At 45.6% G+C, this 24,677-nt stretch carries 19 protein-coding genes, 4 tRNA genes and 2 rRNA genes; all 25 read right to left on the bottom strand.

The window, feature by feature from the left end; translation table 11 throughout:
- Nucleotides 1-4: 4 nt before the first annotated feature.
- Entirely contained in the window at nt 5-280 is a 276-nt protein-coding gene (gene rpsS / locus ICV01_RS00315; protein ID WP_215287693.1) for a 30S ribosomal protein S19, read from the bottom strand.
- 18 nt (nt 281-298) lie between these two features.
- Nucleotides 299-1,129 (bottom strand): 50S ribosomal protein L2, encoded by an 831-nt coding sequence (gene rplB / locus ICV01_RS00310; RefSeq protein ID WP_215287692.1) that lies wholly within the window; start codon nt 1,127-1,129, stop codon nt 299-301.
- A 2-nt stretch (nt 1,130-1,131) separates the two neighbouring features.
- Nucleotides 1,132-1,446 carry a 50S ribosomal protein L23 gene (rplW, locus tag ICV01_RS00305; protein ID WP_215287691.1) on the bottom strand — a complete coding sequence of 105 codons (315 nt, stop codon included), beginning with the start codon at nt 1,444-1,446 and terminating at the stop codon, nt 1,132-1,134.
- Complete coding sequence (rplD, locus tag ICV01_RS00300) at nt 1,443-2,063, bottom strand: 50S ribosomal protein L4 (RefSeq protein WP_215287690.1); 621 nt, start codon at nt 2,061-2,063, stop codon at nt 1,443-1,445. The genes rplW and rplD overlap by 4 nt, the downstream gene beginning before the upstream one ends.
- A gap of 11 nt (nt 2,064-2,074) precedes the next feature.
- On the bottom strand, nt 2,075-2,725 hold the full coding sequence (gene rplC, locus ICV01_RS00295) for a 50S ribosomal protein L3 (protein WP_215287689.1): 651 nt from the start codon (nt 2,723-2,725) through the stop codon (nt 2,075-2,077).
- 136 nt (nt 2,726-2,861) lie between these two features.
- Entirely contained in the window at nt 2,862-3,173 is a 312-nt protein-coding gene (rpsJ, locus tag ICV01_RS00290) for a 30S ribosomal protein S10 (RefSeq protein ID WP_011901899.1), read from the bottom strand.
- A 90-nt stretch (nt 3,174-3,263) separates the two neighbouring features.
- Nucleotides 3,264-4,454, bottom strand: coding sequence for an elongation factor Tu (gene tuf, locus ICV01_RS00285; protein WP_215287678.1), 1,191 nt, complete (start codon nt 4,452-4,454; stop codon nt 3,264-3,266).
- A 38-nt stretch (nt 4,455-4,492) separates the two neighbouring features.
- Nucleotides 4,493-6,595 carry an elongation factor G gene (gene fusA / locus ICV01_RS00280; RefSeq protein WP_215287688.1) on the bottom strand — a complete coding sequence of 701 codons (2,103 nt, stop codon included), beginning with the start codon at nt 6,593-6,595 and terminating at the stop codon, nt 4,493-4,495.
- A gap of 24 nt (nt 6,596-6,619) precedes the next feature.
- Nucleotides 6,620-7,090 (bottom strand): 30S ribosomal protein S7, encoded by a 471-nt coding sequence (gene rpsG, locus ICV01_RS00275; protein ID WP_088812737.1) that lies wholly within the window; start codon nt 7,088-7,090, stop codon nt 6,620-6,622.
- A 128-nt stretch (nt 7,091-7,218) separates the two neighbouring features.
- Nucleotides 7,219-7,596, bottom strand: coding sequence for a 30S ribosomal protein S12 (rpsL, locus tag ICV01_RS00270; RefSeq protein ID WP_215287687.1), 378 nt, complete (start codon nt 7,594-7,596; stop codon nt 7,219-7,221).
- A 121-nt stretch (nt 7,597-7,717) separates the two neighbouring features.
- The gene (gene rpoC, locus ICV01_RS00265) at nt 7,718-11,956 is read right to left on the bottom strand and encodes a DNA-directed RNA polymerase subunit beta' (protein WP_215287686.1); all 4,239 of its coding nucleotides are present in this window, start codon (nt 11,954-11,956) and stop codon (nt 7,718-7,720) included.
- A gap of 1 nt (nt 11,957) precedes the next feature.
- Nucleotides 11,958-16,058, bottom strand: a complete 4,101-nt coding sequence (gene rpoB / locus ICV01_RS00260) for a DNA-directed RNA polymerase subunit beta (RefSeq protein WP_215287684.1) — start codon at nt 16,056-16,058, stop codon at nt 11,958-11,960.
- 198 nt (nt 16,059-16,256) lie between these two features.
- Complete coding sequence (gene rplL / locus ICV01_RS00255; protein WP_215287683.1) at nt 16,257-16,634, bottom strand: 50S ribosomal protein L7/L12; 378 nt, start codon at nt 16,632-16,634, stop codon at nt 16,257-16,259.
- 51 nt (nt 16,635-16,685) lie between these two features.
- Nucleotides 16,686-17,183: a 50S ribosomal protein L10 gene (gene rplJ, locus ICV01_RS00250; protein ID WP_215287681.1), complete on the bottom strand. Its 498-nt coding sequence runs from the start codon at nt 17,181-17,183 to the stop codon at nt 16,686-16,688.
- Between the two features lie 185 nt (nt 17,184-17,368).
- Nucleotides 17,369-18,064, bottom strand: a complete 696-nt coding sequence (rplA, locus tag ICV01_RS00245) for a 50S ribosomal protein L1 (protein ID WP_215287680.1) — start codon at nt 18,062-18,064, stop codon at nt 17,369-17,371.
- 2 nt (nt 18,065-18,066) lie between these two features.
- A complete protein-coding gene (gene rplK, locus ICV01_RS00240) occupies nt 18,067-18,498 on the bottom strand; it encodes a 50S ribosomal protein L11 (RefSeq protein WP_088812744.1) in 432 nt (143 codons plus the stop codon).
- Between the two features lie 123 nt (nt 18,499-18,621).
- On the bottom strand, nt 18,622-19,191 hold the full coding sequence (gene nusG, locus ICV01_RS00235) for a transcription termination/antitermination protein NusG (RefSeq protein WP_215289049.1): 570 nt from the start codon (nt 19,189-19,191) through the stop codon (nt 18,622-18,624).
- A 7-nt stretch (nt 19,192-19,198) separates the two neighbouring features.
- The gene (secE, locus tag ICV01_RS00230; protein WP_215287679.1) at nt 19,199-19,573 is read right to left on the bottom strand and encodes a preprotein translocase subunit SecE; all 375 of its coding nucleotides are present in this window, start codon (nt 19,571-19,573) and stop codon (nt 19,199-19,201) included.
- A gap of 15 nt (nt 19,574-19,588) precedes the next feature.
- Nucleotides 19,589-19,664: transfer RNA gene (locus tag ICV01_RS00225), tRNA-Trp, on the bottom strand.
- A gap of 8 nt (nt 19,665-19,672) precedes the next feature.
- On the bottom strand, nt 19,673-20,863 hold the full coding sequence (tuf, locus tag ICV01_RS00220) for an elongation factor Tu (protein WP_215287678.1): 1,191 nt from the start codon (nt 20,861-20,863) through the stop codon (nt 19,673-19,675).
- Between the two features lie 33 nt (nt 20,864-20,896).
- Nucleotides 20,897-20,971: transfer RNA gene (locus ICV01_RS00215), tRNA-Thr, on the bottom strand.
- A gap of 19 nt (nt 20,972-20,990) precedes the next feature.
- Nucleotides 20,991-21,065: transfer RNA gene (locus tag ICV01_RS00210), tRNA-Gly, on the bottom strand.
- 51 nt (nt 21,066-21,116) lie between these two features.
- Nucleotides 21,117-21,202, bottom strand: a tRNA-Tyr gene (locus ICV01_RS00205).
- 129 nt (nt 21,203-21,331) lie between these two features.
- Nucleotides 21,332-21,445: ribosomal RNA gene (gene rrf / locus ICV01_RS00200) — 5S ribosomal RNA — on the bottom strand.
- A 108-nt stretch (nt 21,446-21,553) separates the two neighbouring features.
- A 23S ribosomal RNA gene (locus ICV01_RS00195) occupies nt 21,554-24,425 on the bottom strand.
- Between the last annotated feature and the right edge of the window lie 252 nt (nt 24,426-24,677).

Raw genomic sequence — 24,677 nt, 5'->3', positions numbered from 1 at the left:
CCTCTTACTTCTTAGCTTTCTTGTCGGCCGCATGACCTTTGAAGGTGCGCGTTAGCGCAAACTCACCAAGCTTATGTCCAACCATGTTTTCAGTGATGTACACAGGTACATGCTGACGACCATTGTGAACGGCGATTGTGAGACCAATGAAGTCAGGGAGAATGGTCGAACGGCGTGACCATGTCTTGATAGGCTTCTTATCTTTGTTGGCTACTGCAGTTTCAACCTTTTTAACTAGGCTAACTTCGCAGAATGGGCCTTTTTTAGCTGAGCGCGTCATGTCTATTTCCTTATTCTATTAGCGCTTTTGACGACGTTGAGCAATCATGCTTGTCGTACGCTTATTGCGACGTGTTCTATAACCCTTAGTTGGTGTGCCCCATGGAGATACTGGAACACGACCTTCACCTGTACGACCTTCACCACCACCATGTGGGTGATCGACTGGGTTCATAGCAACACCGCGAACTGTTGGACGAATACCGCGCCAGCGAGTTGCACCAGCTTTACCGATTTGACGTAGGCTATGCTCTTCATTGCCCACTTCACCAATCGTTGCACGGCACTCGATATGTACACGACGAACTTCACCAGAGCGCAAACGTACTTGACCGTAAACACCTTCACGAGCCAAAAGAACTGCTGATGCGCCAGCAGAACGAACCATTTGTGCACCTTTACCTGGCAACATTTCCACGCAGTGGATTGTGCTACCAACTGGAATGTTACGTAGTGGCAAGTTATTACCAACTTTAATTGGCGCTTCTGAACCACTCATAATCGCTTGACCAACCACCGCACCCTTAGGAGCGATGATGTAACGACGCTCACCATCAGCAAAAACTAGCAATGCCAAGTTTGCGCTACGGTTAGGGTCGTATTCAAGACGTTCAATCTTTGCTGGAATACCATCTTTGTCGTTACGTTTGAAGTCAACAACACGATAGTGATGCTTATGACCACCGCCCTTATGGCGTGTAGTGATATGACCGTTATTGTTACGACCAGATTTTTGATGTTGTGGCTCAATCAATCCCGCAAAAGGCTTACCCTTATGCAAGTCTGGATTGACCACCTTCACCATGGAACGACGTCCAGGTGATGTTGGTTTGGTTTTCATTAGCGGCATAATTAATTTGCCTCCGCTTCAAAATTGATTTCTTGACCTGGTTTCAAAGAAACATAAGCCTTCTTAGTGTGGTTGCGACGACCTTCAAAACGGCCAAAGCGCTTTGCTTTACCTTTTTGATTTACAACCTGCACTGACTCAACCTGCACCTTGAATAACAATTCAACAGCAGCTTTAATTTCTAACTTGTTTGCATCGCGAGCCACTTGGAATACAACTTGCTCATTCTTGTCAGCAACAAATGTTGCTTTTTCAGAAATCACTGGGCCCAACAAAACTTGCATCAAGCGATGGTCATTTTTACGTGTAGCGATCATTTGAGCATCTCCTCAATTTGCGCAACAGCTGACTTAAGAATCAACACTTTTTGGAAGTGGATCAAAGAAAGCGGGTCAGCGTGCTGAGCCTCAACAACAGCAACTTTATGCAAGTTACGTGATGCCAAGTACAAGTTTTCTTCAACCTTGTCAGCAATAATTAATACTGATTCCAAGCCCATTGCCTTAACTTTTTCAGCCAATAGCTTTGTCTTTGGAGCATCTACGCTAAAGCTCTCAACGATGTTGAGGCGGCCTTCGCGAGCCAATTGAGAGAAAATTGAACGCATACCTGCGCGATACATTTTCTTGTTAACTTTGTGTGAAAAGTTCTCTTCAGGCGAGTTAGGGAATATACGACCACCCCCGCGCCACAATGGTGAAGATGACATACCAGCACGAGCGCGGCCAGTACCTTTTTGGCGCCATGGCTTCTTCGTTGTATGTTTAACTTGTTCACGGTCTTTTTGAGCACGATTACCACTGCGAGCGTTGGCTTGATAAGCAACAACGATCTGGTGAATCAATGCTTCGTTATATTCACGCTCGAAAACTTCTGGTGAAGCGTTAACGCCTGCACCAATTTTTCCGTCAGCTTGTAGGAGCTTTAATTCCATGTGCGCGCTCCTTATTTAACAGCAGCAGCTTTAACTGCTGGTGTAATGATGACTTTGCCGCCGCGTGAACCAGGAATTGCGCCTTTAATTAAGAGCAATTTACGTTCTGCGTCGATACGAGCAACTTCAAGATTTTGAACTGTACGAGTTACGTCACCCAAGTGACCTGTCATACGCTTACCTGGGAAAACACGACCTGGATCCTGAGCCATACCGATAGAGCCAGGAACATTATGTGAACGTGAGTTACCGTGTGATGCACGACCAGAAGCGAAGTGGTAACGCTTAATAGTACCGGCGTAACCCTTACCAATCGTAGTACCTTGCACGTCAACTTTTTGACCAACTGCAAATGTATCAAGACCGATAATGTCGCCAACTTTAAGCTCACCAGCTTTAGCTGCGTCAATGCGGAATTCGTTTAGTGCGCTACCTGCCAATACACCAGCTTTTGCATAGTGACCAGCTTGTGGTTTAAGCACGCGTGAGGCACGGCGCGTACCGAAAGCTAACTGAACAGATGTATAACCGTCCGTTTCTTCGGTTTTAATTTGCGCAATGCGGTTATCGCTTACGTCGATAACTGTGACCGGTACAGCATCACCCTCTTCAGTGAAGAGGCGGGTCATGCCGACCTTACGGCCGATCAAGCCTAGGCTCATATTAATACTCCAATGCTGACTACGATTGGCCAGCGGAAATTTATAAATACTGCTTAATTAACAACAATTCCCGGAAATTCCGGGAAGCCGACTATTGTAGCGCCCTTTTTAGGGCTCTGCAATAGCCTTTTTTCACTTATTGCAACTTGATTTCTACGTCTACGCCAGCTGGCAAGTCCAATTTCATCAAGGCATCCACTGTTTTTTCAGTTGGATCAACGATATCCATTAGACGTAAATGAGTACGAATCTCTAACTGGTCACGTGAAGTCTTATTAACGTGTGGTGAACGTAGAATGTCAAAACGCTCAATACGTGTTGGCAAAGGTACTGGACCCTTAACAACAGCACCTGTACGTTTTGCTGTGTCAACAATTTCAGCTGCTGACTGGTCGATTAAACGGTAGTCAAAAGCTTTCAATCTGATACGAATTTTTTGATTTTGCATTTTTTATCCTAAAGAGCAGTGCGATGTTGTCGCGATATATCTAAAGAGCGCGGTGACGTGCAACATTCACGTCACCGTTTTGCAAAACTATTAATCTAAAACTTTGGCAACTACACCAGCACCAACAGTACGGCCACCTTCACGAATCGCGAAACGTAGACCTTCTTCCATAGCGATCGGTGCAATCAACTTAACAGTAATTGTTACGTTGTCGCCTGGCATCACCATCTCTTTGTCTTTCGGCAATTCGATAGAACCAGTTACGTCTGTTGTACGGAAGTAGAACTGTGGACGATAGTTGTTGAAGAATGGTGTGTGACGACCACCTTCATCTTTACTCAATACATACACCTCAGCTGTGAAGTGTGTATGTGGCGTAATAGAACCTGGCTTAGCCAATACTTGGCCACGCTCAACTTCTTCACGCTTTGTACCGCGCAACAAGATACCTACGTTGTCACCAGCTTGACCTTGGTCTAACAACTTACGGAACATCTCAACGCCTGTACATGTTGTCTTCAATGTTGGCTTGATACCGATAATTTCAATCTCTTCACCAACCTTAACGATACCGCGCTCAATACGACCAGTCACAACTGTACCGCGACCAGAAATAGAGAATACGTCTTCAACAGGCATCAAGAATGCACCGTCAACAGCACGCTCTGGTGTTGGGATGTATGTGTCTAACGCTTCAGCCAACTTCATGATCGCGCCTTCGCCTAGATCACCTTTGTCGCCCTCAAGCGCTAACTTAGCAGAACCTTTAACGATTGGTGTGTCGTCGCCTGGGAAGTCATACTTAGACAACAACTCACGCACTTCCATTTCTACCAACTCAAGCAATTCTGCATCGTCAACCATGTCGCACTTGTTCATGAACACGATGATGTATGGAACACCAACTTGGCGTGCCAACAAGATGTGCTCACGTGTTTGTGGCATAGGACCGTCTGCTGCAGAAACTACCAAAATAGCGCCGTCCATCTGAGCAGCACCAGTAATCATGTTCTTAACGTAGTCAGCGTGACCTGGGCAGTCAACGTGTGCGTAGTGACGGTTGGCTGTCTCGTACTCAACGTGAGCTGTGTTAATCGTAATACCACGTGCCTTCTCTTCTGGAGCAGCATCAATTTGGTCATACGCTTTTGCTTCGCCACCGAACTTAGCAGACAACACAGTAGCAATCGCTGCTGTCAATGTTGTTTTACCGTGGTCAACGTGACCAATCGTACCTACGTTTACGTGCGGTTTTGTCCGCTCAAATTTCTCTTTTGCCATTTTTTCAGCCTTTAATTCAAATAATTGTTAATTAAAAATTACTTAGACTTTGCAGCAATCACTGCATCAGCCACGTTCTTTGGAGCTTCGGAATAATGCTTAAATTCCATGGTGTAAGTTGCACGACCTTGAGTCAATGAACGTAAACCTGTGGAATAACCAAACATCTCAGCCAAAGGTACTTCAGCGCGAACAATCTTGCCGCCGCCAGGAATGTCATCCATACCTTGCAAAATACCGCGGCGTGATGACAAGTCACCCATTACGTTACCCATGAACTCTTCTGGTGTCTCAACTTCAACAGACATCATTGGCTCAAGCAATACTGGGTTCGCTCTACGCATACCTTCTTTGAACGCCATTGAGCCGGCCATTCTGAAAGCATTCTCGTTAGAGTCAACGTCATGGTATGAACCGAAGAACAATGTTGCCTTGATATCAACAACTGGATAACCAGCTAACACACCATTGTTCAATGTTTCTTGAATACCTTTGTCAACAGCTGGGATGTATTCACGAGGAACCACACCGCCTTTAATAGCGTCAACGAATTCAAAGCCCTTGCCTGGCTCTTGTGGCTCTAACTTCAATACCACGTGACCATATTGACCACGACCACCAGACTGCTTAACAAACTTACCTTCAACTTCTTCGCAAACTTTGCGGATTGTTTCGCGGTAAGCAACCTGTGGTTTACCCACTGTTGCTTCAACACCAAACTCGCGCTTCATGCGGTCAACAAGAATTTCCAAGTGCAATTCACCCATACCAGAAATAATTGTTTGACCTGACTCTTCGTCAGTCTTAACGCGGAATGAAGGATCTTCTTGTGCCAAACGATTCAACGCCAAGCCCATTTTCTCTTGGTCAGCCTTAGTCTTTGGCTCAACCGCTTGAGAAATAACTGGCTCTGGGAACACCATACGCTCCAAGATGATGATGCTATCTGGATCACACAATGTCTCACCTGTTGTCGCCTCTTTCAAGCCAACAGCAGCAGCGATGTCGCCCGCACGAACTTCTTTAATTTCTTCACGTTGGTTTGCATGCATCTGTAGCAAACGACCAATACGCTCTTTTTTACCCTTGATTGGGTTGTAGATCGTATCGCCTGAATTAATAACACCAGAGTAAACGCGGAAGAAAATTAACTGTCCAACGAATGGGTCAGTCATGATCTTAAATGCCAACGCTGAGAATTTCTCATCATCGCTAGCTTTACGCTCACCTGAATCACCATTCTCTAATTCACCTGTAACCGGTGGAATATCAACTGGTGATGGCATGAAATCAATAACCGCGTCCAACATAGCTTGCACGCCTTTGTTCTTAAAAGCAGTACCGCACATCATTGGAACGATTTCACTAGCGATCGTACGTGTACGCAACGCTTTTTTAATTTCTTCTTCGCTTAGCGCTTCACCGCCAAGATATTTATCCATTAACTCTTCAGATGATTCAGCGGCAGCTTCAACCATCTTCTCGCGCCACTCAGCAGCACTAGCTTGTAGTTCAGCAGGAATATCTTCGTATGTGAACTTAGTACCTTGTGATGCTTCGTCCCAGAAAATAGCCTTCATCTTGATAAGGTCAACAACACCTTTGAAGTTTTCTTCTGCGCCGATAGGAATCTGCACTGGAATTGGATTTGCTTTCAAACGCATACGCATTTGATCGTAAACCTTGAAGAAGTTAGCGCCAGTACGGTCCATCTTATTAACAAACGCTAAACGAGGAACCTTGTACTTATTTGCTTGACGCCAAACTGTTTCTGATTGTGGTTGAACGCCACCCACCGCACAGTAAACCATGCAAGCACCGTCCAATACGCGCATTGAACGCTCAACTTCAATTGTGAAGTCTACGTGACCTGGGGTATCGATGATGTTGATACGGTGCTCTGGGTAGTTACCAGCCATACCCTTCCAGAAAGCTGTTGTAGCCGCTGAAGTAATGGTGATACCACGCTCTTGCTCTTGTTCCATCCAGTCCATGGTAGCTGCGCCATCATGCACTTCACCGATCTTATGATTAACACCGGTGTAGAACAAAATACGTTCTGTTGTTGTAGTTTTTCCCGCATCAATATGCGCAGAAATACCAATATTGCGATAACGCTCAATCGGGGTTTTACGTGCCACTTTGTCCTCTGCTTTTCTGAGCTGTTAGAAACGGAAATGAGAGAAAGCTTTATTAGCTTCTGCCATACGGTGTACTTCGTCACGCTTTTTCATCGCGCCGCCGCGTCCTTCAGACGCTTCGATCAACTCATTAGCAAGACGTTGTGCCATAGATTTTTCGCCACGCTTCTTAGCAGCTTCACGCAACCAACGCATAGCCAAAGCTAAACGACGTGATGGACGAACTTCAACAGGCACCTGATAGTTAGCACCACCAACACGGCGGCTCTTTACCTCAACGATAGGCTTAACATTGCCCATGGCGATTGAGAAAACTTCTAGGGGTTCTTTGTTGGCTTTCTTTTCGATGTGCTCGAAAGCGCCATAAACGATACGTTCTGCAACGGATTTTTTACCGTCCAACATCAAAACGTTCATGAATTTAGCAACTTCTACGTTTCCAAACTTTGGATCCGGAAGAATTTCACGCTTGGGTACCTCACGACGACGTGGCATTACTACTCCTAATTTTTATTCAGTTAGAGGAACATTCCTCAAAGTTACTCAACTAGATCACAATTGACCCGAAGTAACCACTTACTTAGCAAGCTCCAATTGAGCTTGCTACTTACGCAAGAAAGCTATTAAGCTTTCTTAGCGCGCTTCGCACCATACTTGGAGCGAGATTGCTTACGGTCCTTAACACCTTGCAAGTCAAGTGAACCACGCACGATGTGATAACGCACACCAGGCAAGTCTTTCACACGACCACCACGGATAAGAACTACTGAGTGTTCCTGCAAATTGTGGCCTTCACCACCGATGTAGGAAATCACTTCAAAGCCGTTTGTTAAGCGCACTTTCGCTACTTTACGCAAAGCCGAGTTAGGCTTCTTTGGAGTAGTTGTGTACACACGAGTACATACACCACGGCGTTGAGGACAGTTCTCAAGCGCTGGGCTTTTACTTTTTACGATCTCAGAAGTACGTGGACTTCTAAGCAATTGGTTAATTGTTGGCATAGCTTACTTTCAAAGCAGAAAATTCTGCGGTTTGCGAAGAACTCGACATTCTAGACCGGTCAGCTCCCGCCGTCAAGACGGCAAAAGCTGACTTTTTAGGTCTATTTAGTCCTTTTTGGCCTTATTCAGCCTCTCCTGCAGACTCTAAATCAACATTTTCAGTAGATTTAGCTTCTTCAGCAGCAATCATTTCAGCACGTTCACGGTCCAATTGTTCGCGAACTTTGCGTGCGCGACGATAGGCCAAGCCCGTACCGGCTGGGATAAGACGACCGATGATGACGTTTTCTTTGAGACCACGTAATGTGTCGACCTTGCCCATAATGGCAGCTTCGGTAAGCACTCGAGTTGTTTCCTGGAAGGAAGCAGCTGAAATGAAGCTGTCTGTAGACAAAGAAGCCTTTGTGATACCCAATAAAACGTTGTCATACAACGCAGGACGCTTACCTTCCGCAATAATGCGGTCGTTTTCGTCCAACATGTCTGAACGCTCAACCTGTTCACCAGTAATGAATTTTGTATCGCCAGCGTCTGTAATTTGAACGCGACGTAACATTTGACGAACAATCACTTCAATGTGCTTGTCGTTAATCTTCACACCTTGTAAACGGTAAACGTCTTGAACTTCATCAACGATATAGGTTGCCAATTCAGCGATACCCTTCAAGCGCAAGATGTCATGAGGATCAGCTGGACCCTCAACAATCATTTCACCCTTGTTAACTACTTGGCCATCGTGAACTAGAACTTGTTTCTCTTTAGCGATCAAGAATTCATGTGACTCACCGTCCATGTCGGTAATAACAAGACGTTGCTTGCCTTTAGTTTCTTTACCGAATGAAACTGTACCTGTTACTTTTGCCAAGATAGCTGCATCTTTTGGTGAGCGAGCTTCAAAAAGCTCTGCCACACGTGGCAAACCACCGGTAATGTCTCGAGTCTTCTGAGCTTCAATTGGAATACGTGCAAGCACTTCACCTACATGAACAGTTTGACCATCTTTAACAGTGATCAAGGCGCCCACTTGTAAACCAATTGTTACAGGTTGATCTGTGCCGGCAATCTTCACTTCTCCACCAGCCGCATCGTAAAGTCTAATAACTGGACGAACACCCTTAGCGGCTGCACTACGACGTTTACCGTCAATAACCACCAATGTTGATAGACCTGTTACTTCGTCAACTTGCTTAGCAACTGTCACACCTTCTTCTACGTTTTCAAAACGCACAGTACCAGCGTATTCAGTGATGATTGGGCGAGTCAATGGATCCCATGTTGCCAAAGTTACGCCAGCTTTAATAGCAGCGCCTTCTTTAAGCACCAATGTTGCGCCGTATGGAATCTTATGACGCTCACGCTCACGACCATGATCATCCGCAATAATTGCTTCACCAGAACGAGAAATAACAATTAACTCATTCTTAGCATTTGTTACGAAACGCATTGTTGGCGTGAAACGTAAAACACCGTTTGACTTAGCTTCAACGTTATTAGCAACAGCAGCACGAGACGCAGCACCACCGATGTGGAATGTACGCATCGTCAACTGTGTACCTGGCTCACCGATTGACTGAGCAGCGATCACACCAACTGCTTCACCAGAGTTAACCATTGTGCCGCGACCCAAGTCACGACCGTAACACTTAGCACACAAACCAAAGCGAGTTGCACATGACAATGGTGTACGGACATTTACTTCATCGATACCCAATGATTCAATCAACTCAACATCATCTTCAGTCAACATTGTGCCGTCAACAATAACTGTTTCTTGCGTATCTGGGTTAACGATGTCACCGATACAAACACGACCCAAAATGCGATCTGTTAAAGATTCGATAACTTCACCACCCTCAACTAAGGCTTTCATAGAAACGCCATTAGTTGTACCGCAATCATCATCCAACACAACCAAGTCTTGAGTTACGTCAACCAAACGACGTGTCAAGTAACCTGAGTTAGCCGTCTTCAACGCAGTGTCAGCCAAACCTTTACGAGCACCGTGAGTTGAAATGAAGTACTGAAGAACGTTCAAACCTTCACGGAAGTTAGCTGTAATTGGCGTCTCAATAATTGAGCCGTCTGGTTTAGCCATCAAACCACGCATACCCGCTAACTGACGGATCTGAGCTGCAGAACCACGAGCACCTGAGTCAGCCATCATGTAAATAGCATTGAAAGACTCTTGCTTAACTGTTTTGCCGTGACGATCTACAACGTCTTCTTGCGATAACTGCTCCATCATGGCCTTACCGACCTGATCACCTGCAGCACCCCAAATGTCGACCACGTTGTTATAACGCTCTTGGTTTGTCACCAAACCTGACATGAACTGCTTGTCATATTCCTTAACCTTGCCTGCTGCCTCAGAAATAATTACTTCTTTCTGAGCAGGGATCAACATATCGTCAATAGCAATTGAGATACCTGCGCGTGTAGCAAGACGGAAACCAGACTGCAATAACTTGTCAGCAAAAATAACTGTTTCTCTTAAACCGCACTTACGGAAAGCCAAGTTAATTAAGCGAGAAATTTCTTTCTTCTTAAGCGGCTTGTTAATGCTGTCAAATGACATGCCTTTAGGCAAAATTTCTGACAACATAGCGCGACCAACAGTTGTATGACGCAATGTTACTTTCTTAGCAAAACGTGCATCGCCTTCCGCGTTCTTATCAACTAAATCATATTCAGTAATACGAACAGCAATACGAGTAGCAAGCTCCACTTGCTTATTTTCATAAGCGCGAATCACTTCACTGATATCAGCAAATGTCATACCTTCACCCTTGGCATTAATTGCCTCGCGTGTCGTGTAGTACAAGCCCAAAACGATATCTTGAGAAGGAACGATTGAAGGCTCACCGTTGGCTGGGAATAACACGTTATTAGATGCCAACATCAATGTGCGAGCTTCCATTTGTGCTTCTAGCGATAACGGTACGTGAACAGCCATTTGGTCACCGTCGAAGTCGGCGTTAAATGCCGCACAAACGAGTGGGTGTAACTGAATAGCTTTACCTTCGATCAACATTGGCTCAAATGCTTGAATACCTAAGCGGTGCAATGTTGGCGCACGGTTCAACATAACTGGATGCTCACGAATCACATCTTCCAAGATGTCCCAAACGATTGGCGTTTGGTTTTCAACTTCTTTCTTGGCAGCTTTGATTGTTGTAGCAATACCCAATGTTTCTAGCTTGTTAAAAATGAATGGCTTGAACAACTCAAGAGCCATTAATTTTGGCAAACCGCACTGATGCAATTTAAGCGTAGGACCAACCACAATTACTGAACGACCAGAATAGTCAACGCGCTTACCAAGCAAGTTTTGACGGAAACGACCGCCCTTACCCTTGATCATTTCAGCCAAAGACTTCAATGGGCGCTTATTGGCGCCAGTCATTGCCTTGCCGCGACGACCGTTATCCAACAATGAGTCAACCGCTTCTTGCAACATACGCTTTTCATTACGTACGATGATTTCTGGTGCACGCAATTCCAACAAACGCTTCAAACGATTGTTACGGTTAATAACTCGACGATATAAGTCGTTCAAGTCTGAAGTTGCAAAACGACCGCCATCCAATGGCACCAATGGGCGCAACTCTGGTGGCAATACTGGCAACACTTCCATGATCATCCAGTCTGGCTTAATGCCAGAACGTTGGAATGCCTCAAGAACTTTTAGACGCTTAGCAAATTTCTTAATTTTTGCTTCGCTACCAGTTGCCTTAAGATCAGCACGTAATACTTCAACTTCACGATCGATATCGATTGAACGCAACAACTCGCGAACACCTTCTGCACCCATAATCGCTGTGAAAGCACCGTCGCCAAACTCTTCAAGCTTAGCGTAGTACTCATCTTCAGACATGATCTGGCCCCGACGCATTGCGCCTTCTGGTGTCAAACCTGCGTCAACAATTACATATGCTTCAAAATAAAGCACACGCTCAATATCACGCAAAGTCATATCCAAAACCATACCCAAACGAGATGGCAATGACTTCAAGAACCAAATATGCGCAACTGGCGCAGCTAGTTCAATATGACCCATGCGTTCACGACGCACTTTAGCCAAAGTAACTTCAACACCGCACTTCTCGCAAATAACGCCGCGATACTTCAAGCGCTTATATTTACCGCATAAGCACTCGTAATCTTTAATTGGGCCAAAAATCTTGGCACAGAAAAGACCATCGCGCTCAGGCTTGAACGTACGGTAGTTAATTGTTTCTGGTTTGCGAACTTCACCAAAAGACCATGAACGGATCTTTTCTGGTGAAGCTAAACCAATCTTAATGGCGTCAAACTGCTCTTCGCCATGCGTTTGCTTAAATAGATCGAGCAATGCTTTCATATCAGTTACGCTCCATGTCGATATCGATACCTAACGAGCGGATTTCTTTAACCAGCACGTTGAAGGACTCAGGCATGCCAGCATCAATGCTGTGCTCACCCTTAACGATGTTTTCGTAAACTTTGGTTCTACCGTTAACGTCGTCTGACTTAACTGTCAGCATTTCTTGCAATACATACGACGCGCCATAAGCTTCCAAAGCCCAAACTTCCATCTCACCAAAACGCTGGCCACCGAATTGAGCTTTACCGCCCAATGGCTGTTGCGTTACTAATGAGTAAGGACCAGTAGAACGAGCATGCATCTTGTCATCAACCAAGTGGTGGAGTTTCAAGACGTGCATCACACCAACTGTTACAGAACGCTCAAACGCTTCACCAGTTCTACCGTCAAACAATGTAATTTGTTGACGTGAAGGTGTCATTGATAGCTTCTTAGCAACTTCTTCTGGGTAAGCCATCTCTAACATCTTGGCGATTTCACCCTCTGTTGCACCATCAAACACTGGTGTTGCAAATGGAGCACCATCTCTTAAGTTGCTTGCCAACTCAAGAACTTGCTCATCTGTAAAGCTGTCTAGATCTTCTACACGGCCAGTTTCGTTATAAAGCTGCTTCAAGAACTTACGTAGCTGCTCAGCTTTTGCCTGAGCTTTTAGCATGTCTTGAATACGCTTACCAATACCTAACGCTGCCCAACCTAAGTGAACCTCAAGAATCTGACCCACGTTCATACGTGATGGAACACCTAACGGGTTCAACACGATATCAACTGGTGTGCCATCGGCCATGTACGGCATATCTTCAACAGGAGTGATTTTTGAAACCACACCCTTGTTACCGTGACGACCCGCCATCTTGTCACCAGGCTGTAAGCGACGCTTAACGGCAAGGTAAACCTTAACCATCTTGATAACGCCTGGAGCCAACTCATCACCTTGAGTAAGCTTCTTACGTTTTTCTTCATAAGCTTGATCGAACTGTGCACGCTTAGCTTCAATAGCTTCTTTAATAGCTTCAACTTGAGCAGCAACATCTTCGTCTGCTGGACGAATATCAAACCAGTGGTATTTGTCTAGATCAGCTAAATAATCTTTAGCAATCTTTGTGCCTTTAGCCAACTTCTTAGGGCCGCCATTAGCAACTTTGTTCAACAATAATTTTTCCAAACGGCTAAAGGCGTCGCCCTCAACAATTCGTAACTGGTCATTTAAGTCCAAGCGATAACGCTTTAACTCTTCATCAATAATTGACTGCGCACGTGCATCACGCTCAATACCTTCGCGAGTAAACACTTGTACGTCAATCACTGTACCTGTCATGCCTGAAGGAACACGTAATGATGTGTCTTTAACGTCAGAAGCCTTTTCACCAAAAATAGCGCGCAACAATTTCTCTTCAGGAGTTAATTGTGTCTCGCCTTTTGGTGTTACCTTACCAACAAGCACATCACCAGCCTCAACCTCAGCACCGATATAAGTAATACCACTGTCATCTAATCGGCTAAGTTGTGTTTCAGCCAAGTTAGAGATATCGCGTGTAATTTCTTCAGGTCCAAGCTTCGTATCACGAGCTACCACTGAAAGTTCTTCAATATGGATAGATGTGTAACGATCATCAGCAACAACTTTTTCAGAGATCAAAATTGAGTCTTCGAAGTTGTAACCGTTCCATGGCATAAATGCCACAACCATGTTTTGACCTAAAGCCAACTCACCTAAATCAGTTGAAGCGCCATCAGCCACAACGTCACCACGTTGAACCATATCGCCAACCTTAACGATTGGGCGTTGGTTAATATTAGTGTTTTGGTTAGAACGTGTGTACTTAATCAAGTTATAGATATCAACACCCACTTCACCAGCAGCTGTTTCATCATCATTCACACGAATAACGATACGGTTCGCATCTGCGTAATCAACCACACCACCACGAGTCGCCATAACAACCGTGCCAGAGTCAACCGCTACCGTACGCTCTAAACCTGTACCAACCAAAGGCTTCGTTGCGCGCAAGCAAGGAACGGCTTGACGTTGCATGTTCGCACCCATCAACGCACGGTTCGCATCGTCATGCTCCAAGAATGGCACTAGAGACGCAGCAGCAGAAACGATTTGGCTTGGCGCCACGTCAATGTACTGAATACGCTCTGGGCTAACCATCATTGTTTCGCCTGCTTCACGAGCAGAAACCAATTCGTCAGTTAATTTGCCAGCCTTATCAATAGAAGCATTCGCCTGAGCAATCACATACTTAGCTTCTTCAATCGCTGATAAATAATCAACTTGATCTGTTACTTTGCTATTAACAACTTTGCGATATGGCGTTTCTAAGAAACCATGCTCATTCAAACGAGCAAACAAAGCTAAAGAGTTAATCAAACCAATGTTTGGACCTTCAGGAGTTTCAATTGGACATACACGACCATAATGGGTTGGATGTACGTCACGAACCTCAAAGCCAGCACGTTCACGAGTTAAACCACCTGGGCCTAGAGCAGAAATACGACGCTTGTGCGTGATTTCTGACAATGGGTTTGTTTGGTCCATAAACTGTGACAACTGTGATGAACCGAAGAACTCACGAATAGCAGAAGAAATTGGCTTGCTATTAATCAAGTCATGAGGCATCAAGTTTTCTGTTTCAGCTTGACCTAAACGCTCTTTAACAGCGCGCTCAACACGTGACAAACCAGCGCGGAACTGATTCTCTGCCAACTCACCTACACAACGAACACGGCGGTTGCCCAAGTGATCGATATCGTCAACTTCGCCCTTACCGTTTCTTAAGTCAACCAACAACTTGATCGTATCCAAGATATCTTGGTTCGATAACACCATTAAGCCATCCATCTCTGGGCGACCTAAACGGCTATTAACTTTCATACGACCCACGCGTGAAAGATCATACGTATCTTCACTGTAGAACAAACGCTGGAATAAAGCTTCAACAGCATCTTCTGTTGGAGGCTCACCAGGGCGCATCATGCGGTAGATCGCAATACGCGCAGCCATTTGATCAGCAGTCTCATCAATACGCAATGTTTGCGAAATGAATGAACCTTGATCTAAGTCGTTTGTATAAATAGTTTGAAGCTCTTTAACGCCAGCCTCTCTCAAGTTAGCCAAAAGTGTTTCAGTGATTTCTTCGTTAGCTGTTGCCAACACTTCACCTGTATCACCATCAACAATATTTTTAGCTACAACACGACCGATCAAATAATCATCAGGCACGTTAATATTTGTTGTTTTAGCTGCTTCAAGTTCGCGAATATTTTTCGCGTTAATACGCTTGTCTTTAGCAACAACCACATTGCCAGCTTTATCTGTAATATCAAAGCGAGCAACCTCACCTCTTAAGCGCTCTGGCACAAATGCCATTTGCGCGCCAGCCGGCTGAAGTTTGAATGTGTCAAAACCAAAGAAGTTTTCCAAAATTTGCTCATCGCTCATACCAATAGCTTTAAGCAAAATAGTCACCGGCATCTTACGACGACGGTCAATACGGAAATACAAAATATCTTTTGGATCAAACTCGAAGTCTAACCATGAGCCACGGTAAGGAATAATTCTCGCTGAGAATAATAATTTTCCTGAACTATGCGTCTTGCCTTTGTCATGTTCAAAGAACACGCCTGGCGAACGGTGCAATTGAGAAACAATCACACGCTCTGTTCCGTTGATAACAAATGAACCTGTATCTGTCATCAATGGGATTTCGCCCATATAAACTTCTTGCTCTTTAACTTCTTTTACTTTTGTTGGTGCTTCGCGATCATTAATGATCAAACGAACTTTTGCGCGCAACGCTGAGTGATAAGTTAAACCACGTTGTTGACATTCTTTAACGTCAAACGGAGGAGCAGATAAGTTGTACTGAACAAATTCCATACGTGCAAAACCGTTGTTTGACACGATTGGGAAAATTGATGTGAATGCAGACTGCAATCCCTCAGGAATACGGTCGGCAGGAGCCTTTGATTCTTGCAAAAATTTTGCATAAGACTCAAGTTGTGTTGTCAACAAGTAAGGTACTTGGTGATTATTAGGGCGCTTCGCAAAGCTTTTACGGATACGCTTGCGTTCGGTGAAGCTATAAGCCATGTCATCTCCGAATTTAAGCGACTGAACAGAGATTTGGTGGTTGGCCTCTACCAACCATGGCTGACGGCATGCGTGCGCATAACCCGACCAAACTTGCCTCCTGCAGTCGTATCAGAAGGCAAACCAGATATCAAAATCTTTTTAATATCTGGTTTGGCTTCTAACCAAACCGGGCAGCTAAGCTGCCCATCAAACCGATTACTTAAGTTCGACTTTCGCGCCAGCTTCTTCAAGCTTCTTCTTAGCATCTTCAGCAGCAGCTTTGTCAACGCCTTCTTTAATTGGCTTTGGAGCACCATCAACTAAGTCTTTAGCTTCTTTCAAGCCTAAACCAGTGATTTCACGAACGGCTTTAATAACGCTAACTTTGTTTGCGCCAGCTTCAGCCAATACAACTGTGAACTCTGTTTGCTCAGCAGCAGCGGCACCAGCACCACCACCTGCACCAGGAGCAGCAACAGCCATTGCAGCTGCTGATACACCAAACTTCTCTTCAAATGCTTTAACTAGCTCGTTCAAGTCCATTACAGACATATTGCCAACGGCTTCTAGAATGTCATCTTTAGTAACTGCCATTTTTAAACTCCTAATTCAAATTTCTTTAATTGATAAAAGTAAGACCGCGAATTACGCAGCTTCCTTTTCTTTCTTTTCTGCAACCGCTGCCAATACGCGAGCCATACCAGAAACTGGGGCTTGCATAACGCCAAGCAACATAGCGATAAGTTCATTACGACCAGGGATAGATGCCAAAGCTTTAACAGCTGCAGCGTCCATGACCTTACCGTTATATGAACCCGCCTTAATTACCAAAGCGGCTTGCGCCTTTGAAAAGTCGTTTAAAACTTTTGCTGGCGCAACTGGGTCTGCGGAGATACCGTAAATAAGCGGACCAGCCATCTCACCGGCCAATGACTCGAACGACGTTCCTTGAACTGCGCGACGTGCCAAAGTGTTCTTCATAACGCGAAGGTAAACACCGTTTGCACGAGCTTGAGCTCTTAGAGTAGTCAGTTCGCCCACTGGAATACCGCGGTATTCAGCTAGCACCATGGTTTGAGCTTGCGCAACTTCTGCACTCACTTCAGCCACGACCGCCTTTTTGTCTTCCAAATTTAAAGGCACTGTTTAACTCCTATTAACCTAACTGTTACCAGTTAGGGGTTGCACACAGGCGAAATCTTTTCAGGATCGCCATCTGCGTTGGCACTATTTCTAGTATTAAGAGTTATCGCTAACTCACCAACGGTCTTTGATGTTCAAGCACGAATACTCCCGAGCTTGACCCAAAGTTCTTTTAATGGCCGCTATTAAGCAGCCAATGAGTTTTGGTCAACGCGTACGCCAGCACCCATCGTGCTGCTTACGGCAACTTTTCTCAAATAAACACCCTTACTAGCTGCTGGCTTAGCTTTGTTCAAAGCATCCAATAGAGCTAATAAGTTATTTTTCAATGCGCCTGGTTCGAATGAACGACGACCAATCGTGGCGTGAACAATACCGGCCTTGTCAACACGGAACTGCACCTGACCAGCTTTTGCATTTTTAACTGCACCAGCAACATCTGGGCTTACTGTGCCAACCTTAGGGTTAGGCATCAAACCTCTTGGGCCAAGAATCTGACCTAAAGTACCAACGATACGCATAGCATCTGGTGAAGCGATCAAAATATCAAAGTCAATTTTGCCCGCTTTGATTTGATCTGCTAAATCTTCCATACCAACGATTTCTGCGCCAGCTGCTTTTGCTTGATCAGCTTTTTCGCCCTGAGCAAACACAGCTACACGTACTGACTTACCAGTACCAGCAGGCAAAACAACTGAACCACGAACAACTTGGTCAGATTTTTTAGCATCAATACCTAATTGAACAGCAACGTCGATAGACTCATCGAACTTAGCAGTTGCAAATTCTTTAACAAGGCCCAAAGCCTCATCGATAGGGTAAAACTTATTACGGTCTACTTTCGCTTGGAAAGCAGCAACGCGCTTAGAAACTTTAGCCATGATTAGAGTCCTTCCACAGTGATGCCCATAGAGCGGGCGCTACCAGCGATTGTGCGAACAGCTGCATCCATATCTGCTGCTGTAAGGTCAGGCATTTTTGCCTTAGCAATTTCCTCAGCTTGAGCGCGAGTAATTTTGCCAACCTTGTCTGTATGTGGACGTGCAGAACCTTTTTCCAACTTAGCAGCTTTTTTGATCAAAACTGTTGCTGGAGGAGTCTTCATCACAAATGTGAAGCTCTTGTCTGCAAATGCAGTAATAACAACCGGAATCGGCAAGCCTGGTTCCATGCTCTGTGTTTGAGCATTAAACGCTTTACAGAATTCCATGATGTTCAAACCGCGTTGACCTAACGCAGGACCAACAGGTGGCGATGGGTTCGCTTTACCGGCTGGGATTTGTAGCTTAATAAAGCCAATAATCTTCTTTGCCATTTTTAACACTCCAATTAAGACGCATCTTTTTTAAAAGACCGTCGTTGAGTAAAACGCCTTGTTAGAGCGGCAACCCTAACTCAGCTCCTCGTGCCAGCGCGCCTTAACGCACCAGCAAAACTTTTACATCTTTTCTACCTGGCCAAACTCAAGCTCAACAGGTGTACCACGACCAAAAATCGTTACAGAAACACGCAAGCGTGATTTCTCGTAGTTAACTTCTTCCACATTGCCATTGAAGTCTGTGAATGGGCCTTCTTTAACGCGCACCATTTCACCCACCTCAAACAATGTTTTTGGCTTTGGCTTATCAACACCAGCTTGCATTTGGTCCATAATTTTTTGGACTTCAGCAGGAGAAATTGGTGATGGTTTATTTCTAACGCCACCAACAAAACCAGTTACCTTTGGTGTGTTTTTCACCAAGTGCCATGTCTCATCAGTCATTTCCATTTCGATGAGTACATAACCCGGAAAAAAGCGTCGCTCAGAAACAGCCTTATGACCGCTCTTGATTTCAACAACTTCTTCCGAAGGAACTAAAATTTTGCCAAACTTCTCAGCCATGCCAGAACGCGCAATACGTTCTGTCAAACCTTTTTGAACACTTTTCTCCATACCGGAGTAAGCGTGAATAACATACCAGCGCATATTACCGCTAGTTTGTGTGTTGGTTAGAACTTGTTCAGACATCATTAACTCACTTCCAACCTAGGAATACAGAGAAAACTAACCACTCAATGAGTTTGTCAGCTGTCCATAAGAACAAAGCCATAACGACAACAAATGCAAAAACAACTAGTGTCATTTGCGTTGCTTCTTTACGGCTTGGCCATACAACTTTTTTAACCTCAGAAACTGAATCTTTTGAGTAAGCAAGGAAACGCTTACCATCGTTCGATACCGCAGCAATCAGAACAGCAATAGCAACACCACCGAATAAAGCGCCAAGCCTTACCCAGATAGTTTCAGACGCAAGCACATAGTAGGCAACGAGTGCGAGCACGACAATAAGACCCGCGAGGATCATCATCCAGCCGGTCTTATTTTCTTGATGTTCAGTAGTTTGCGACATATTTTCAGTATTCTGTGGCAGGGGCGGAGGGCATCGAACCCCCAACCTTCGGTTTTGGAGACCGACACTCTGCCAATTGAGCTACGCCCCTTGCGTTCATTAATCTAAAACTTTGGCAACTACACCAGCACCAACAGTACGGCCACCTTCACGAATCGCGAAACGTAGACCTTCTTCCATAGCGATCGGTGCAATCAACTTAACAGTAATTGTTACGTTGTCGCCTGGCATCACCATCTCTTTGTCTTTCGGCAATTCGATAGAACCAGTTACGTCTGTTGTACGGAAGTAGAACTGTGGACGATAGTTGTTGAAGAATGGTGTGTGACGACCACCTTCATCTTTACTCAATACATACACCTCAGCTGTGAAGTGTGTATGTGGCGTAATAGAACCTGGCTTAGCCAATACTTGGCCACGCTCAACTTCTTCACGCTTTGTACCGCGCAACAAGATACCTACGTTGTCACCAGCTTGACCTTGGTCTAACAACTTACGGAACATCTCAACGCCTGTACATGTTGTCTTCAATGTTGGCTTGATACCGATAATTTCAATCTCTTCACCAACCTTAACGATACCGCGCTCAATACGACCAGTCACAACTGTACCGCGACCAGAAATAGAGAATACGTCTTCAACAGGCATCAAGAATGCACCGTCAACAGCACGCTCTGGTGTTGGGATGTATGTGTCTAACGCTTCAGCCAACTTCATGATCGCGCCTTCGCCTAGATCACCTTTGTCGCCCTCAAGCGCTAACTTAGCAGAACCTTTAACGATTGGTGTGTCGTCGCCTGGGAAGTCATACTTAGACAACAACTCACGCACTTCCATTTCTACCAACTCAAGCAATTCTGCATCGTCAACCATGTCGCACTTGTTCATGAACACGATGATGTATGGAACACCAACTTGGCGTGCCAACAAGATGTGCTCACGTGTTTGTGGCATAGGACCGTCTGCTGCAGAAACTACCAAAATAGCGCCGTCCATCTGAGCAGCACCAGTAATCATGTTCTTAACGTAGTCAGCGTGACCTGGGCAGTCAACGTGTGCGTAGTGACGGTTGGCTGTCTCGTACTCAACGTGAGCTGTGTTAATCGTAATACCACGTGCCTTCTCTTCTGGAGCAGCATCAATTTGGTCATACGCTTTTGCTTCGCCACCGAACTTAGCAGACAACACAGTAGCAATCGCTGCTGTCAATGTTGTTTTACCGTGGTCAACGTGACCAATCGTACCTACGTTTACGTGCGGTTTTGTCCGCTCAAATTTCTCTTTTGCCATTTTTTCAGCCTCAATTAAATGAATACTAAACTCTGGTGCTCATGGGCAGGATCGAACTGCCGACCTCTCCCTTACCAAGGGAGTGCTCTACCACTGAGCCACATGAGCAAACTAATGCCTCCATTACTGGAGCGGGTAGAGGGAGTCGAACCCTCGTCTCTAGCTTGGAAGGCTAGGGTAATAGCCGTTATACGACACCCGCCAGGCACTTCACTTACCCACAACAACTTCTACAGCAAACTACTAACTACTCTGGTGGGGAGGGATGGATTCGAACCAACGTAGGCGTAAGCCAACAGATTTACAGTCTGCCCCCTTTAGCCACTCGGGCACCTCCCCGTGAACCGCAAATTATCACCTGAATCAACAGCTTTTGTCAAATCTGACTCAGAGATAAACCTCAAACTTAAAAACTTTTATGCAAAAGCAAAACGCCCAGATCATTCGATCTGGGCGTTTCTAAAAGGTGCCTGGCAATTACTTACTTTCACACGGGTAATCCGCACTATCATCAGCGTAGAGTCGTTTCACGGTCCTGTTCGGGATGGGAAGGGGTGGTTCCAACTCGCTATTGTCACCAGGCATAGAGGGTAGGTTATTTGTTTATAAAACAAACAACCAAATTCGAGTAAGCATTGGGAGTGACCGATCATTAACGGCACTTCATATTCGCACAAATGTGCTGGTTATAGGATCAAGCCTAACGGGCAATTAGTATCAGTTAGCTTAACGCATTACTGCGCTTCCACACCTGACCTATCAACGTCGTGGTCTTCAACGACCCTTCATGGAGGTTAAACCTCCGGGAAATCTCATCTTCAGGCAAGTTTCCCGCTTAGATGCTTTCAGCGGTTATCTCTTCCGTACATAGCTACCCTGCGATGCCTCTGGCGAGACAACAGGTACACCAGCGGTACGTCCACTCCGGTCCTCTCGTACTAGGAGCAGCCCCCGTCAAATTTCCAACGCCCACGGCAGATAGGGACCAAACTGTCTCACGACGTTTTAAACCCAGCTCACGTACCTCTTTAAATGGCGAACAGCCATACCCTTGGGACCGGCTACAGCCCCAGGATGAGATGAGCCGACATCGAGGTGCCAAACACCGCCGTCGATATGAACTCTTGGGCGGTATCAGCCTGTTATCCCCAGAGTACCTTTTATCCGTTGAGCGATGGCCCTTCCATACAGAACCACCGGATCACTATGACCTGCTTTCGCACCTGCTCGACTTGTCGGTCTCGCAGTTAAGCACGCTTTTGCCATTGCACTTTAGGCACGATGTCCGACCGTACCAAGCGTACCTTCGTACTCCTCCGTTACACTTTGGGAGGAGACCGCCCCAGTCAAACTGCCTACCATGCACTGTCCCCGACCCAGATAATGGGACAAGGTTAGAACCTCAAACAAACCAGGGTGGTATTTCAAGGACGACTCCATCAGAACTAGCATCCTGATATCAACGTCTCCCACCTATCCTACACAGATCGGTTCAAAGTCCAATGCAAAGCTACAGTAAAGGTTCATGGGGTCTTTCCGTCTAGCCGCGGGTAGATTGCATCATCACAAACATTTCAACTTCGCTGAGTCTCAGGAGGAGACAGTGTGGCCATCGTTACGCCATTCGTGCAGGTCGGAACTTACCCGACAAGGAATTTCGCTACCTTAGGACCGTTATAGTTACGGCCGCCGTTTACTGGGACTTCAATCAAGAGCTTGCACCCCATCATTTAATCTTCCAGCACCGGGCAGGCGTCACACCCTATACGTCCACTTTCGTGTTTGCAGAGTGCTGTGTTTTTATTAAACAGTCGCAGCCACCATTTTATTGCAACCCTTTTGCCCTTCTGTTGTTCACAGTCAAGCTACTTGGGCGTACCTTATCCCGAAGTTACGGTACCAATTTGCCGAGTTCCTTCTCCTGAGTTCTCTCAAGCGCCTTAGAATACTCATCTCGCCCACCTGTGTCGGTTTGCGGTACGGTCTTGTTAAACTGAAGCTTAGAGGCTTTTCTTGGAACCACTTCCGATTGCTTCGCGAATAAATTCGCTGGCCTCACACCCTTGAATTACGCTAGCGGATTTGCCTACTAGCCTTCTCCAATGCAAGGACCGGGACATCCAACACCCGGACAACCTTCCGCGATCCGTCCCCCCATCGCATTTAACAATGGTACAGGAATATTAACCTGTTTCCCATCAGCTACGCATCTCTGCCTCGCCTTAGGGGCCGACTCACCCTACGCCGATGAACGTTGCGTAGGAAACCTTGGGCTTACGGCGAGGGGGCTTTTCACCCCCTTTATCGCTACTCATGTCAGCATTCGCACTTCTGATACCTCCAGCATGGTTCACACCACACCTTCACAGGCTTACAGAACGCTCTCCTACCATCACTTACGTGATCCACAGCTTCGGTAACTGGCTTAGCCCCGTTACATCTTCCGCGCAGGACGACTCGATCAGTGAGCTATTACGCTTTCTTTAAAGGATGGCTGCTTCTAAGCCAACCTCCTGACTGTTTTAGCCTTCCCACTTCGTTTCCCACTTAGCCCGTTTTAGGGACCTTAGCTGGTGGTCTGGGTTGTTTCCCTCTTGACGGCGGACGTTAGCACCCGTCGTCTGTCTCCCGTGCTTGCACTCTTCGGTATTCGGAGTTTGCTATGGCGCAGTAATCCGCAATGGACCCCACTACCATGACAGTGCTCTACCCCCGAAGGTGATACACGAGGCACTACCTAAATAGTTTTCGGAGAGAACCAGCTATTTCCAGTTTTGTTTAGCCTTTCACCCCTATCCACAGCTCATCCCCTAACTTTTCAACGTTAGTGGGTTCGGTCCTCCAGTACGTGTTACCGCACCTTCAACCTGGCCATGGATAGATCAACTGGTTTCGGGTCTACACCCAGCAACTAGCGCCCTATTCGGACTCGCTTTCGCTACGCCTCCCCTATACGGTTAAGCTTGCTACTGAATGTAAGTCGCTGACCCATTATACAAAAGGTACGCAGTCACCCCTTACGAGGCTCCTACTGTTTGTATGCATGCAGTTTCAGGATCTATTTCACTCCCCTCCCGGGGTTCTTTTCGCCTTTCCCTCACGGTACTTGTTCACTATCGGTCGATTACGAGTATTTAGCCTTGGAGGATGGTCCCCCCATATTCAGACAGGATTTCACGTGTCCCGCCCTACTTGTCTCTAGCTTAGTTCGATTAATCGGTTTTCCCATACGGGGCTATCACCCTTTATTGCCGGACTTTCCATTCCGTTCTGATAACAGACTAATTAATACTAGAAGGCTCTTCCCATTTCGCTCGCCACTACTTTGGGAATCTCGGTTGATGTCTTTTCCTCTGGCTACTTAGATGTTTCAGTTCACCAGGTTCGCTTCGCGTAACCTATGTATTCAGTTACGGATACCTCAAAAGAGGTGGGTTTCCCCATTCAGAAATCTACGGATCAAAGCTTATTTGACAGCTCCCCGTAGCTTATCGCAGTCTATAACGTCTTTCGTCGCCTGTAATCGCCAAGGCATCCACCACATGCACTTATTCGCTTGATCCTATAACGAGCACCATTGGTACAAGTTATAAGTTCTTCTCTATTTCCTGCTTACTACTTGTTGCGATATGTTTGTGCCGTAATCCAAGTAAATCTAATTACTTGAAGAACTTTTTGTTGTTGATTCAATCAACTACCCATGTATATTGAACTCTCAATAAATTCAATATACGCATTGCTTACTCAAATTTTTAAAGAACAGCCGATTTAATGGCAAAGAAAAAAGTACCTTGATACGCTTTTCTTTGCCCTT

The sequence above is a fragment of the Polynucleobacter sp. MWH-Spelu-300-X4 genome, assembly GCF_018687515.1.
GTDB lineage: Bacteria > Pseudomonadota > Gammaproteobacteria > Burkholderiales > Burkholderiaceae > Polynucleobacter.
Note: the sequence above shows the minus strand (reverse complement) of the source record. Positions and strands in the feature narration are given on the sequence as shown.